12 protein-coding genes and 2 pseudogenes are annotated in these 13,234 nt (G+C 44.9%); 6 read left to right on the forward strand and 8 right to left on the reverse strand.

What is annotated here, in order from left to right:
- Positions 1–16: 16 nt before the first annotated feature.
- The 3 genes from pstA to pstS form a co-directional block, all read right to left on the reverse strand.
- Positions 17–997 carry a phosphate ABC transporter permease PstA gene (gene pstA, locus QUB25_RS07280; protein ID WP_333182549.1) on the reverse strand — a complete coding sequence of 327 codons (981 nt, stop codon included), beginning with the start codon at positions 995–997 and terminating at the stop codon, positions 17–19.
- 75 nt (positions 998–1,072) lie between these two features.
- Positions 1,073–2,074 carry a phosphate ABC transporter permease subunit PstC gene (gene pstC / locus QUB25_RS07285; RefSeq protein WP_333182550.1) on the reverse strand — a complete coding sequence of 334 codons (1,002 nt, stop codon included), beginning with the start codon at positions 2,072–2,074 and terminating at the stop codon, positions 1,073–1,075.
- 202 nt (positions 2,075–2,276) lie between these two features.
- Positions 2,277–3,305 carry a phosphate ABC transporter substrate-binding protein PstS gene (gene pstS, locus QUB25_RS07290; protein ID WP_333182551.1) on the reverse strand — a complete coding sequence of 343 codons (1,029 nt, stop codon included), beginning with the start codon at positions 3,303–3,305 and terminating at the stop codon, positions 2,277–2,279.
- Positions 3,306–3,642: 337 nt separating this feature from the next.
- Here pstS and QUB25_RS07295 point away from each other — a divergent pair, with 337 nt between their 5' ends.
- From QUB25_RS07295 to QUB25_RS07305, 3 genes are all read left to right on the forward strand, one after another.
- Positions 3,643–5,151 carry a UbiD family decarboxylase gene (locus QUB25_RS07295; RefSeq protein ID WP_333182552.1) on the forward strand — a complete coding sequence of 503 codons (1,509 nt, stop codon included), beginning with the start codon at positions 3,643–3,645 and terminating at the stop codon, positions 5,149–5,151.
- A 472-nt stretch (positions 5,152–5,623) separates the two neighbouring features.
- Entirely contained in the window at positions 5,624–7,957 is a 2,334-nt protein-coding gene (locus QUB25_RS07300; RefSeq protein ID WP_333182553.1) for a Piwi domain-containing protein, read from the forward strand.
- Complete coding sequence (locus tag QUB25_RS07305; RefSeq protein WP_333182554.1) at positions 7,954–9,438, forward strand: hypothetical protein; 1,485 nt, start codon at positions 7,954–7,956, stop codon at positions 9,436–9,438. Before QUB25_RS07300 ends, QUB25_RS07305 begins: the two co-directional genes overlap by 4 nt.
- A gap of 42 nt (positions 9,439–9,480) precedes the next feature.
- On the opposite strand, the pseudogene QUB25_RS07310 reads toward QUB25_RS07305, so the two are convergent.
- Together QUB25_RS07310 and QUB25_RS07315 are read right to left on the reverse strand one after the other, a co-directional pair.
- Positions 9,481–9,651, reverse strand: a pseudogene (locus QUB25_RS07310) (helix-turn-helix domain-containing protein); the annotation flags it as partial.
- A gap of 62 nt (positions 9,652–9,713) precedes the next feature.
- Complete coding sequence (locus QUB25_RS07315) at positions 9,714–9,926, reverse strand: helix-turn-helix domain-containing protein (RefSeq protein WP_333093481.1); 213 nt, start codon at positions 9,924–9,926, stop codon at positions 9,714–9,716.
- A gap of 127 nt (positions 9,927–10,053) precedes the next feature.
- Between QUB25_RS07315 and QUB25_RS07320 the strand changes: the two genes are divergently transcribed.
- Together QUB25_RS07320 and QUB25_RS07325 are read left to right on the forward strand one after the other, a co-directional pair.
- Positions 10,054–10,296 (forward strand): hypothetical protein, encoded by a 243-nt coding sequence (locus tag QUB25_RS07320; RefSeq protein ID WP_333182555.1) that lies wholly within the window; start codon positions 10,054–10,056, stop codon positions 10,294–10,296.
- 128 nt (positions 10,297–10,424) lie between these two features.
- Complete coding sequence (locus QUB25_RS07325; RefSeq protein ID WP_333182556.1) at positions 10,425–11,216, forward strand: DUF4058 family protein; 792 nt, start codon at positions 10,425–10,427, stop codon at positions 11,214–11,216.
- Between the two features lie 99 nt (positions 11,217–11,315).
- On the opposite strand, the gene QUB25_RS07330 is transcribed toward QUB25_RS07325, so the two are convergent.
- From QUB25_RS07330 to QUB25_RS07340, 3 genes are all read right to left on the reverse strand, one after another.
- Positions 11,316–11,987 (reverse strand): ATP-binding cassette domain-containing protein, encoded by a 672-nt coding sequence (locus QUB25_RS07330; RefSeq protein WP_190739919.1) that lies wholly within the window; start codon positions 11,985–11,987, stop codon positions 11,316–11,318.
- Between the two features lie 23 nt (positions 11,988–12,010).
- Entirely contained in the window at positions 12,011–12,280 is a 270-nt protein-coding gene (locus tag QUB25_RS07335; protein ID WP_190663726.1) for a hypothetical protein, read from the reverse strand.
- A gap of 146 nt (positions 12,281–12,426) precedes the next feature.
- Positions 12,427–12,606, reverse strand: a complete 180-nt coding sequence (locus QUB25_RS07340) for a hypothetical protein (RefSeq protein ID WP_333182557.1) — start codon at positions 12,604–12,606, stop codon at positions 12,427–12,429.
- Positions 12,607–12,695: 89 nt separating this feature from the next.
- Here QUB25_RS07340 and QUB25_RS07345 point away from each other — a divergent pair.
- Positions 12,696–13,234 (forward strand): annotated as a pseudogene (locus QUB25_RS07345) (photosystem II D2 protein (photosystem q(a) protein)); the annotation flags it as partial.

Below are 13,234 nucleotides of genomic sequence, written 5' to 3' on the forward strand. Positions count from 1 at the left end.
CACTTTAGTTATTGATTTATCTATTTGGCAAGCGTTTCCGAGTTACTGTACGGGATGCGACGCTAGCAATCAAAACCATGCCCAAAAGGACAGAGGCAGCAGTCCACGCCAATTCGTTCTGCTCTTTGTAGGGAGAGCTGGCGTAGCTATAGATTAATACTGACATAGAAGGAGTCGGAGTCAGCAGTGTTTCGGGAATTTCTTTGAGTTTTGAGATAGTTTCTGCACCTATGGGAGACTGCATTATCTCGCCCAATTTATCAACTAAAGGAGGCCAAAATTGACTTGACAACGCCGTTACAATCAGCGGCGCGGTTTCGCCGGCGGCCCGGGAAGCAGCAAGTAAAATACCTGTGGTAATAGTTGGAAGTGCTGAGGGTATGATGATGCGGAACATAGTTTGAAAGCGTCCCCCTCCCAAACCAGCAGAAGCGAGGCGGTAAGAAGTAGGCACTAATTTTAATGCTTGTTCTGTTGTCAGAGCAACAACTGGAAGCATGATGATGCCGAGGGCAAAACCGCCTGCTAAGGATGAAAATGCTTTGGTGGTAACGACAATTAGGGCGTAGGAAAAGACGCCAACGACGATCGAGGGAACGCTGCTGAGAATGACGGTGATAAAGCGAATACTATTGGTAATCGCTTTGTTTTCTCTACCAAACTCAGACAAAAATATTCCCGTCATTACGCCTATTGGCACGCTGATTAATGTCGCAATTCCTACCATTAAAGCAGTGCCGAGAATCGCGTTTGCAAAGCCGTTGGGCTGGTCTTCTACTCCGACGGGTGCTGGTAGAGACACTAGCACTTCCCAGCTCAAATGTGTCAGTCCTTCCCCCAGGATTTTGTATAAAATAGCAAACAAAGGGAGCAGGGCCAGAGCTGTCAGAGCGAAAGCGATAACTGTCATTCCCCGGCTGAAAAAAGTTCGGCTTAGCGACAGGGGGTTGTTGATTTCTGCATCCAGAATACTGTTTGAATTTTGTGCTTGAGTCATGCGATTTTAGATTTTAGATTGAACCAGCGGATAAATCCGGCGGCGCGGCTTGTGACCAAATTGCTTTCGATGATGTTAAGTTTTAGCTTCCTTGGCCCCAATTAGCTGAACTAACAATACTGCGATCGCATTTACCAACCAAGTTATCACAAATAAAATTAAAGCTAAATACATCAAAGCGCCAGTGTGCAGCGGTTCGACAGCTTCCCGAAATTGACTTGCCAAAACAGCAGGAATTGAGTAGCTGGGAGCGAGCACGGATGGGTTAATTTGAATCGAGTTGCCAATTACCATTGTGACTGCCATTGTTTCACCTAAAGCGCGTCCCAAGGCTAATATGGTGGCGCCGATAATCCCCGAACTAGCTGTTGGTAATAACAGCTTGAATATCGTTTCCCAGCGGGTGGCGCCGAGGGACATGGAAGCACTTCGCAAATCTACGGGAACTGACATCAATACATCGCGGCTGATGGCGGCTACTGTGGGCAAAATCATAATTGATAACAGTATTCCTGCAGGCAGCATTCCGGGGCCTAAAGGTTCGCTGCTGAACAGGGGAAACCAACTGAAATTATCGAACAATGACTGCTGCAATGGCAACAAAAAGGGAATTAACACAAAGATTCCCCACAGCCCAACTATCACGCTGGGAATAGCCGCAATTAATTCAACCATGAATCCCAAGGGCGATCGCACCCAAACGGGTAAGAAGTTCTCGCTAGTCACTATAGCTACTGACAGTCCTAAAGGAAGTGCGATGATTATGCCGATCGCAGAACTAATTACAGTACCGTAAATAAACGGCAAAGCCCCAAAATGCAACTCGCCGATATCCCACTTGGGATTCCACAAGAAGGAGAGTCCAAATTTGCTAATAGCAGGCCAAGCATCTTTAAAAATTACCGCACTCATCAAAAACAACGTAGCCGCTGTCGCTAGGGCAAAACCCCATACAAATAGTGTAAATCCTGACTCCATCCATAGGCCTTCACCAGCAGTATCTGTTAAATCTACTTCCGTGTTTATTTCGGTCGGTTTCCGAGTCAATTTATTCTGTTTTTTTGAAATATTGGTCATACCGAAATTAGTGCGTGTAAAGTGAAATATTTGCTTAAAGGACGAGGAATTATAATGGGCTGCGTGCGCGCTGCGAACCTGGTTTGTAAGGTACGCACTGCGTACCTTACACAGTAAATTTAGCGCACATTAACCTGATAATTTATGAGTTTTGAGTCATCGATTTAACTCGTCAACTCCTAACCCCGTGCGATCGCCGGAATTAACCTCTGGCAATCACAGTCTGATTAACTGTTTGAACCACCTTTTTAGCTGTAGCTGAAGGAATCTGAGTAAACTCTAGCTGTTTGTTGATACCTTGACCTGTAGTCATCACCCAATTAACCATCTTTTTAATAGCTTCTGCTTTCGCAGCAGGATACTGTTTGTAGATTAACAGCCACGTCAAACCAACAATCGGATAACCATCGTTAGGGTTGCCTTCTACTAAGCGGAAATCTGCGGGGAATGTTTCCCCTGCTAAAGCTTTCTCTGCTTCAGCCAAGCTAGGCTCTACAAACCGGCCAGCTTTATTTTGAATAAATGCTGTTTGGAGATTGTTTTGCCGAGCAAAAGTATCTTGAACGTAGCCGATCGCACCCGCTGTATTCTTCACCAAAGCAGCTACGCCGGGGTTTCCTTGACCACTGACAGGGCTTCCTGGCCAACTCGGCTGAGCTGCAGCTTTGATGCTGCTACCAGTTGCCTGCAAGTGGTTAGCAAAAATAAAGGTTGTACCGCTGCTATCTGCGCGTACAGCTACTCGAATGGGAGTATTTGGCAAGTTTTTAGCTTGTCCAGAAATTCCGGCTATTTTCGCATCATTCCAGCGAGTAATCTTGCCTTCAAAGATGCCGTTCATGGCATCCTTATTTAGCCTCAGATTGGTCACTCCGGGCAAGTTGTAAACAACTGCAACAGCACCGCCAGCAGTCGGAACCGCCATGACGCCGCGCTTTACCTCAGCGATTTGTGCAGCAGTCATCAGCGCGTCGCTGCCTGCGAAATCAACAGTGCCTGTAATTAATGCTTTGATGCCAGCACCGCTACCAGTTCCTTCGTAGTTTACAGTAATTTGATTTGCACTTCTCATCTGAGAGAAGTAGCGATCGTAAAGAGGTTTAGGGAAAGTTGCTCCCGAACCGTTTAGTGTGACAGCAGCTACAGCAGAAGTAATCAACGAGAGCGAAAATGCTGCTACCGCTAGCGTAACTATAAAAGCACGCCGCCAACGTACTGTGAAGAAAGTCATAATTGTCGTCCTCAATATTGATAGCAGGCTTTGCAAATCTCCTCCATAGGATAGACTGAAATCCACAAAGAAAGGGATTTAATAGAATAAGCTTGTTTTAAATTTTGGTTAATAGAAGATTAACTAACAATAGAATAAGCTTTGTTTAAGTTATGGTTAAGAGTATTGCAAACAAAAATTAGCTAAAGTCAATTTTTGATAAATTAGAGAAATACCCAATCATAGAGTAACGATAACAATAGAAATTTATTTAGCGATCGCCCGATCGCCCCTACCCCGCACTCCATCCCCCGATCGCCGCATAATAGTAGGGACACTTAACAATTCTTTAACAACAATGGCAAGAGACTTGCGGGGATTCCTAAAACTACTCGAAGAACGGGGACAACTGCGCCGGATTAGCGCCTTAGTCGATTCCGACCTCGAAATTGCCGAAATTTCCAACCAAATGCTGCAAAAAGGCGGCCCCGGATTGCTGTTTGAAAACGTCAAAGGGGCAGATTTCCCCGTTGCGATTAACCTGTTGGGCACGGAACAGCGCGTTTGCTGGGCGATGAACATGGAAAAGCCGATCGAACTAGAAGAGCTCGGCAAAAAACTGGGAATGCTGCAACAGCCAAAACCGCCGAAAAAGATTTCCCAAGCGATAGAATTCGGCAAAGTCCTGTTTGACGTAGTGAAGGCCAAACCCGGCCGGGACTTTTTCCCAGCTTGTCAGCAAGTGGTACTTGAGGGAGAAGGACTGGATTTGAACAAAATCCCGATGATTCGCCCCTATTCGGGAGATGCGGGCAAAATTATCACCCTCGGTTTGGTAATTACCAAAGATTGCGAAACCGGTACGCCGAATGTGGGCGTTTATCGGTTGCAGTTGCAGTCAAAAAATACGATGACTGTACACTGGTTATCGGTGCGGGGCGGCGCGCGGCACTTGCGGAAAGCGGCCCAGGCTGGTAAAAAGTTGGAAGTTGCGATCGCCCTTGGAGTTGACCCGCTGATTATTCTCGCCGCAGCAACCCCAATTCCTGTAGATTTATCGGAATGGTTATTTGCCGGACTTTACGGCGGTTCCGGCGTGCAATTGGCCAAGTGCAAAACCGTAGATTTGGAAGTACCTGCAGACTCGGAAATCGTGTTAGAAGGAACGATTACCCCCGGCGAAGTTCTGCCCGACGGGCCCTTCGGGGATCACATGGGTTATTACGGCGGCGTAGAAGATTCGCCGTTGGTGCGCTTCCACTGCATGACGCACCGCAAAGACCCGATTTATCTGACCACATTTAGCGGGCGGCCGCCGAAAGAAGAAGCAATGATGGCGATCGCGCTTAACCGTATTTATACGCCTATTTTGCGGCAGCAAGTATCGGAAATTGTCGATTTCTTCTTACCGATGGAAGCTCTGAGTTATAAAGCGGCAATTATCTCGATCGATAAAGCATATCCCGGTCAAGCGCGCAGGGCTGCTTTAGCATTTTGGAGTGCATTACCGCAGTTTACTTACACTAAGTTTGTGATTGTTGTCGATAAAAGTATCAACATTCGCGACCCGCGTCAAGTAGTGTGGGCAATTAGTTCTAAAGTCGATCCGGTTCGAGACGTATTTATTTTGCCGAATACGCCTTTTGATACGTTAGATTTTGCCAGTGAAAAGATTGGTTTGGGAGGCAGAATGGGGATTGATGCGACTACGAAGATGCCGCCGGAAAGCGATCACGAGTGGGGGGAAGTTTTGGAGTCAGATCCGGATGTGGCGGCGATGGTAGAAAGGCGTTGGGCAGAGTATGGTTTGGCCGATTTGAATTTAGGTGAAGTCGATCCGAATTTGTTTGGATATGAGATGAGGTAAGGGAAGAAACCGCAGAAAATGACAGGCGAGACGCCTGTCCCACAATGGCTGTAAAGGAGGAGGGAGAAGCGGGAAAATAGGCGATCGCGCTTCTTGTTTTAGGGGCGCGATTTTGCTTTTTAGGGAATGCTAAACTACCAGACCTGCACGAGTAAGTCACCTTTAACCAAAAAGTTAGTCATATAGCTGAGAAAATGCAACCAAATCTAAATTATTTCGGGTTAGACTAGATGCACTACTACAGCGATCGGCGATCGCAGTAAAGGCAAGTACGGTAATCACTACTTTATTTATGTAGCATACCTATAACTTTTCAACGTTAAAATAATATAGAAGACTCATTATAGAGTATAAAACTACATACTTGAAATGTAACATTATTTCCAATAATGCAAGTTTTATCACGTTCATATTATTGAGTAATTACCTATAATACAAATCCTAAAACTTCTATTTAAATATAAGTATATTTATGAGTAAATTGGATATTCACCTCAACGGTTTCAAGGTCGAACTTTCTGCACCAACCTTCAAAGCATATGTGCAAAACCTACCGAATAGCCAGCAATTAAAAAGTTTTATAGAATTACTTGGAGATGAGTGGTTTTTTCACTGGCGAAAAGGCAAACTGTACGGTATTCCCAAGGTCACAAATCCCCAGAAACCCTTTGGTCAAATGGAGGATTTTATCTGTAACGAACATTTGCAGTTTCTAAGCAGTAGGATAAACTACTTACTGCCACTTATCTTCTCAAGTTATAGCCCGTTAAAGCACAAACCGTTTACTTTCCTTGCTCAAAAAAAAGAACTTATCAGTGAAGTTATTAGCACTGTCAATAATTTACCCGACATTATTTCTAGTTTCAAGGTTTTTCCAAAATACATTCTTGAACCAAAAATTTTTGAGATTCAGAACGGGGAATCTGGTATTGGATTATTTCTTCGCCTGAAAACTGATTGGCAAATTCAGGCATCCCTAAGCACACTTCAAAATGAGGGTGTTGAGCTTCGGGACTTATATGTCGTTCGCCGTCAATGTACTCGTGGTCAGCGACGCTTAGTTGGGCGCATTGATCGTCTTTCAGAAAAAATTGTTTATCTTTCTGAATCCTTTGACAAAATAGACTCCATTGACGAGGAAGAAGTTTGGCTAGAACGTTCTAAAGCCTCGTTTAGTAGTTGTCTGAAAGCCATACTTGGCTATAAGTACAAAAATTTCGAGTCGGCGCTTAATAACGAGCAGAGTAACTTATTGATTGGCCCGGCTGTTGAGACCACTATTACTACAATGCACAAGTTTTTAGCCTCTAACTCGCCTTTGGATCTCGCACCCGGTTTACAAGGAAAAATTGGCGAGCGCATTGAAGCTATAAATACTAAGGAATATCAGTCTGTAATTACAGCATCATCAGTTGAGTATTGCTTTGATGCGGCACGAACTAAGAGGTCGCCTTACGCTTGGGTTGGCATCGATCAATATGGACCCTTCAGCCGTCAAACTTTTTCCAAAAAGACTCCAGAAATAATTGTCTTTTTCCCAGATACAGCACAAGGTTCAGTTGAAAATTTTCTCGTTACCTTACGTGACGGTATCAGCATTCCGAAGCAAAAAGTTGATAAATATGGAAAGGTAGAGTGGCAAGAAACATCGCAGTACATTGGTGGATTTGCAAAAATATTTGGTCTTGTCAATCCTAAATTTACATTACAGCCCATTCCCTGGTTGAAAAATACACACAATCCACCCGCCACTGTTTATAGGGAAACAATTGAACGAACTTTAGCTAGTCGAGAGATTATGGCTGATGCTGCAATGGTGGTACTTCTGGATAACCATACACGGTTACGAGATTCCGAGAATCCCTACCTCCACTCCAAATCACTTCTATTAATGGCAGGTATTCCCGTTCAAGAGGTTCGTTTAGCTACAATTAATCAATTGAAAAACGATCGGCAATACACTTTACAAAATCTGACGGTTGCACTTTATGCCAAAATGAACGGTGTACCTTGGACTGTCGATCACGATTTGACTATTCATGACGAACTGGTTATTGGTGTTGGTTCCTGCGAATTATCAGGTAGCAGATTTACGGAAAAACAAAGATTTGTTGGAATTACCACAGTGTTTCGAGGAGATGGTAATTACCTTTTGGGGAATCTTTCTAAAGACTGCACTTATGATGAATATCCTAATGTATTAAGAACTTCCACTCTCTCAATTTTGCAAGAAATAAAAAATCGCAATGGCTGGCAACCAGATGATACGGTAAGACTGGTATTTCACGCTGCGCGACCACTTAAAGATGTTGACGTTGCTGATATTATAGCTGAGTGTGTTGCTGAAGTCGGTAGCGAACAAAATGTTGAATTCGCGTTTCTAACTATCTCCCACGATCACCAATTCACAATGCTCGATAAATCTCAACAGGGTCTTAAGGTAAAAGAAGGTGAGCGCAAAGGTATTTATGCACCAGAACGAGGTACTATTCTGCAAATCGGACGCTACAGTCGCTTGTTGAGTACCAATGGACCAATACTGATTAAGCGATCTAGCACACCTTTACCAACGCCGTTACTCATTAATCTTCATCCTCAATCGACTTACCGTGACCTGACCTATCTCAGCGAACAAGTGCTGAAGTTTACTTCGTTGTCTTGGAAATCATTATTACCCGCATCCGATCCTGTGACCATCTATTACTCTGAACTAATTGCCGGGTTACTCGCTCGCCTAAAGAATGTTCGGGGATGGTCGCCTGCAATGCTCAATATCAAACTTCGTGCAAGTAAATGGTTCCTATGATAGATGTAATTAGGAACTGTTTCAATTCTCAGTTGGAAAGTATTGCACAGTATTTACAGGCGAACTATCACAGTGAATCACCAGACAGTGGTTTTGCTAACTATGTTTTTCATCCAAAAAACAGTCATATTTTCTTTGAAGTAGCCAACGATATAGACATAACAAAACTATCACTTAACCGCTTTAGTGAAGCACCTGTTCTGGCAGCGGTAGGCTATAGTCTTGCCTGTGGCAGGCAATTTAGTGAAGATTTTATCAAAAGCTGGGCAAATGGATTAACTAGATTATCTAGTCGGAACCATTTTCCCGCAGATCGGACATCGTTTTTCTATCGTCCTACAGAATTGCTTGGTATTACTTTAGGCATTAGCCACTACTACAAAAGTCAGCCCGATCATTCAAAATGGTTGCAAGATATCCTCATCCAAGGAGAACAACGATTAATCAATAGCGATATTTGGACATTTTTGCTCAGTGCTTATACTGCAAGCATCCTCTCAGTGACTTGGAGAGCAAGAAGTTTGCCTTTAGTCAATGATATGACTGTTGATGAACTTGCCTTAGCCAAATGGCTTTGTAGTATCAAACCCACTCTTGCCAAAACTCTTGGATTAACTCAATTAGAACTATCGCTCAATCAAGCATTATTGGAACACTGTATTGAATTTTCTAACTCCGTACAGGATAGTGCCCGAGCAGCTCTCCTCTTCTTTTCCCTAAAAAGAGCCATCGCTCAAACTCTTCAGTTAATATGGAATGAGTATGAACAAATCTGTGGTAATCCCCAGAAATCTGTAGAATGGTTCAAGACTACCTGCGACAATCTTCATACTGTCACTCAGCACCTGCAAGCTCAAATTTCTACCCAATCTGATACTGGATTTTCTCATATACATAATATGCAGACTATCTTACCAAGTTTGACTAGATTGCGGTCTGACACAGACATTTTAGAAGTAGAAATTTCTGAACAGATCAGGATACACTCTAGGCTTTACATACGTAATAATAAAGGTACTGTAATTACAGGAGGCAATGTTAATATGACTCAAAATCAAAATGAATCTATTACTAACGAAACAACAATCAATGCTCCCAATTCAAGTATTGGTTTTGTTCAAAGCGGCAGTGGTACTGTTTCAAATTTTTCCCAAAATATTGGACAGAATGTTGATGAACTTACTAGGCTAATCAATTCTCTCCGCGATATAGCTCAAACATTCCCAGAAACCGAACGTGAAGAAGTATTGGTTCATTTGGATGACTTGCAAGATGACATTAATACTCCTGAAAAGCAAAAACCCCAGAGAATAAAACTCCGCTTAGGTAGGCTGTTCGTAATTGCTAGTACGATTGCTGGAGTTGTAGCTGGATCTGCTGACTTTAGCAATAATCTTCTGGAATTGTCTGAGAAAATAGGAGTTCCAATCGGGTTAAGTCAACCACAGTCAACCCACCAATTACCTCCTTCAGTACCCTAAATCAGTCAAGCTCTTATTCTACTCCCTACTTCCAGCAACCGCCTACTCTTCCAAAATCTCCCCTAAATCTTCGATCGCAATATCAAACAGGCGAGCCATCTTATTCAAAGCTGTATAGTCTACTGTTGCCAGTTTGGGAGAATGGGCATAACTTCTAACCGTACTGTAAGGAATGCCCGATCGCTCAGAAACTTCTTTTAATGTCCAACCCTTCTTTTCCGCTAGTTCTCAAACCCGCAATCGAATTAGACCCATTTTCCCGCTGACAAATCAGTTTAATTTTCCAAAACCTCGACTAAATCTTCGATCATCAAATCGAAGACAGCAGCAAGTTTCTGCAAAGCCGTATAGTCCACTGTTGCCAGTTTAGGAGCTTGGGCGTATTTTTTAACCGTGCTGTAAGGAATTCCCGTTCTGTCCGAGACTTCTTTGAGCGTCCAACCCTTCTCCTCAGCGAGTTCTCGAACTCGCAATCGAATTAATCCCATTTATGCTTGACAGCAGCTATGCTCATATCTTTTAATAAAGATAGTTAACAGCGATCGCCCCGTGACCTGAGAAATCTAGAGCGATCGCCTTTCATTCACCACCCACAAAAGTGGGAAGGATTTTCCTATGATACCAAAACAACCGACATATCGCGATCGACTTCAACCTTGGCATCTAATTCGCCACCTCCCCAACTGTCAGCGGTTAACAGTCGCCCGTTTCGCCCGCCGTCCCGATGCCGAATCTTACTTGAATGCACTGCGCCGTTTAATGCCGGCAGTCCCGCATACAATTGTGTTCGTAAATGCGGTGTCTGTGTTGGATGAAAACAGCGTTCCAATTCAAACACAATTGCCGATCGAAGTTTAATTGTTGAAAAGTGCGATCGCCCTTCCAAAAATAGGAATTATTCTATTTGGCAGGAAGTGCGATCGCCCCTAATTTTCCCAAAACAACATTGCTAACTGAAAATAGATTTGAGTCAAGGAGTCACATCAATGCCATCTCCCTTTCCCGGCATGGATCCGTATTTAGAACATCCCGACTTTTGGCCTGGGATACACCACTTGCTGATTAGTGAAATTTTCAGGTTTTTATCTCCCCAACTGCGTCCTAACTATTTCGTGTCATTGGAAGTGAGAATGTATGAAACCGCTGACGAGGATTTGTCCGTTATTGGCATTCCTGACGTAAACGTAATACAGCCGCAAACGGCAACAGAAACAACAGCATCAAACGTAGAAGTTGCAGCACCGCCTACACAACCATTAACAGTAATTATTCCCATGCCCTACCAGGTTCGGGAAGGCTATTTAGAAATTATAGAAAGAGAAACCAAAGAATTGATAACAGTTATTGAAATCCTCTCGCCTAGCAATAAGCGCACAGGAAAAGGACGACAAATGTACGAAGAAAAGCGAGAAGAAATTTTAGGTAGCCGCACTCATTTAATTGAAATAGATTTATTGCGGCGCGGTCAAAAAATGCCAGTTATTGGCAATGATATTGAAAGCCGCTATAGCGTTTTGGTGTGTCGGGGAAATCGCCGTCCCAAAGCAGATTTGTACGCTTTTAACGTGCAGAACCCGCTGCCTGCCTTTCCTTTGCCACTGCGATCGGGCGATACCGAACCTATAATCAATTTGCAGGAATTATTCACTCAAATTTACGACATAGCAAGTTACGACCTGAAGATAGATTATCGCAACTGGGAAGTCATACCACCGCTGTCAGAAGCCGATACACTTTGGGCAGATGCTTGGTTGCGCGATCGAGGATTGCGAGATTGATTTGGCGTGCAGCCATTCTCTTAGTCTGCAGAGGCAGACTTCGTTTTTGTAGAAGCGATTTCAATCGCAGAATGACTTAATTCTCAAATTGCTTGAGGGCTAAACATCTTGACTTTGCATCAACCGCTGCTTCAAACGCGCCGGATCTCCCCGATCGACCACTTCGCCCTTTTCCAACAAAAAAGCCCCATCACAATAATTCAACTCATCCAAACGGTGAGTCACCCACAAAGCCGTAATCCCGCGATTTTTCACCAACCGCTGCACCGCCGCCACCAAATCCAACTGAGAATCAGGATCTAACAAAGCCGTCGGTTCGTCCAACAACAGAATTTCGCAGTGACGCGCGATCGCCCCAGCCAGGGCAATTCGCTGCTTCTGGCCCCCACTCAAAGCATAAATCGGCCGCCGCTGCAAATCCAGCAAATTCACAGCCTCCAAAGCCTCCGCCACCCTCTCCCGCACCTGAACGTTAGAAAGCTTTTCCTCCACCAAACCAAAAGCCACATCCGCACCCACCGTCGGCATCACCAATTGGTGATCCGGATTTTGGAAAACAAAACCCACCCGCCCGCCGAGGTCAATTTCCCCCGACTGGGGGTGCAGCAGCCCAGCCATCAGCCTCAACAGCGTAGACTTGCCGCTGCCGTTAGTGCCCAAAAGCATCCAAAACTCGCCCTTAGGTACATCCAGAGAGCAACCTTGCAACACTCGATCGCCCGACGGCCAGCAAAAACCCAAATCCCGCACAGCAACCGCTGACTGGCTCATATCGGCACCAACACCCCCAGCCCTCATTCTGCTGTCATCGAGACAAAACCAGGGGATCTGCCTGTAGATGACGCCCCCGATTTCTGAGAAACCACCACCCCAGAAATCTCGCTGCTGAGTACAGCCACCTTTTTCTCAGGATTTTTCTCACAGGTGAGTTCCAAAATTTGCGGTTGGGAGTTGCGAATCGCCGCCAGCACTTGCTGGTAAACAGTCTCAGCGTCCTCCTCCAACTTCCGCTGCACCGACAGCGAGACGGGCGTATTCTTCACAATGATGTCAATGCTGAACATATAGTCTTAAAAACCTAAGTTTGGAGCTCTATCCTCAGTATATATATAGGACTTACCCGCGGAAACCCAGTTTCTTAGAAAAATCAGAGGTTGAGACCGATATATCTACCAAGCCACCGGGCTTCTGACGCAAAGCGCAGACACTCCTATATAGTAGAAGTTCCCAAATGCAGGGCAAAGACTTCGGGGACTTCGAGGGCTTCGGGGAGTTCGCACAAGTCAAAAGTCAAAAGTCGGAAGTTTTTTAATAAAAACTTGCTCTTGTAAAGAATTACCTCTATAATCGTCAATACGGTAAAGAAAAGTAAACTCTGTTCATAATCCAACTTGTTTTCTGCTAAGCAGAGGCAACGGTGGAAGACTCATGACTAGAGACAGATCCGTTGTAATTATATCCATTTGGAGATTTGCGTAAATGACAATCGCAGTCGGACGCGCCCAGACCGAAAGAGGCATCTTTGATGTCCTCGACGACTGGCTCAAACGCGATCGCTTCGTCTTCGTAGGCTGGTCTGGCATCCTGCTATTCCCCTGCGCCTACCTAGCCATCGGTGGCTGGTTAACAGGCACCACCTTCGTTACCTCCTGGTACACCCACGGTTTGGCGAGCTCCTACCTCGAAGGAGCCAACTTCCTCACCGTAGCAGTCTCCACCCCAGCCAACAGCCTCGGACACTCCCTGCTGTTCCTGTGGGGCCCGGAAGCACAGTGGGACTTCACCCGCTGGTTCCAACTCGGTGGGCTGTGGACATTCGTAGCCCTCCACGGCGCCTTCGCACTGATCGGCTTTTGCCTGCGTCAGATTGAAATCGCCCGTTTGGTAGGCATCCGTCCCTACAATGCCCTAGCATTCACCGGCCCCATCGCCGTGTTTGTGTCGGTGTTCCTGCTTTACCCCTTGGGTCAATCAGGCTGGTTCTTCGCCCCCAGTTTCGGCGTCGCAGCAATTTTCCG

This window comes from Microcoleus sp. B3-D7 (assembly GCF_036705305.1).
Lineage (GTDB): Bacteria > Cyanobacteriota > Cyanobacteriia > Cyanobacteriales > Microcoleaceae > Microcoleus.

Coding starts and splice junctions, on each gene's coding strand:
- QUB25_RS07320 (WP_333182555.1), top strand. CDS start 10,054: ATGATACCAAAACAACCGACATATCGCGATCGACTTCAACCTTGGCAT.
- pstA (WP_333182549.1), bottom strand. CDS start 997: ATGACTCAAGCACAAAATTCAAACAGTATTCTGGATGCAGAAATCAAC.
- pstS (WP_333182551.1), bottom strand. CDS start 3,305: ATGACTTTCTTCACAGTACGTTGGCGGCGTGCTTTTATAGTTACGCTA.
- QUB25_RS07300 (WP_333182553.1), top strand. CDS start 5,624: ATGAGTAAATTGGATATTCACCTCAACGGTTTCAAGGTCGAACTTTCT.
- QUB25_RS07325 (WP_333182556.1), top strand. CDS start 10,425: ATGCCATCTCCCTTTCCCGGCATGGATCCGTATTTAGAACATCCCGAC.
- QUB25_RS07295 (WP_333182552.1), top strand. CDS start 3,643: ATGGCAAGAGACTTGCGGGGATTCCTAAAACTACTCGAAGAACGGGGA.
- QUB25_RS07315 (WP_333093481.1), bottom strand. CDS start 9,926: ATGGGATTAATTCGATTGCGAGTTCGAGAACTCGCTGAGGAGAAGGGT.
- QUB25_RS07335 (WP_190663726.1), bottom strand. CDS start 12,280: ATGTTCAGCATTGACATCATTGTGAAGAATACGCCCGTCTCGCTGTCG.
- QUB25_RS07330 (WP_190739919.1), bottom strand. CDS start 11,987: ATGAGCCAGTCAGCGGTTGCTGTGCGGGATTTGGGTTTTTGCTGGCCG.
- QUB25_RS07305 (WP_333182554.1), top strand. CDS start 7,954: ATGATAGATGTAATTAGGAACTGTTTCAATTCTCAGTTGGAAAGTATT.
- pstC (WP_333182550.1), bottom strand. CDS start 2,074: ATGACCAATATTTCAAAAAAACAGAATAAATTGACTCGGAAACCGACC.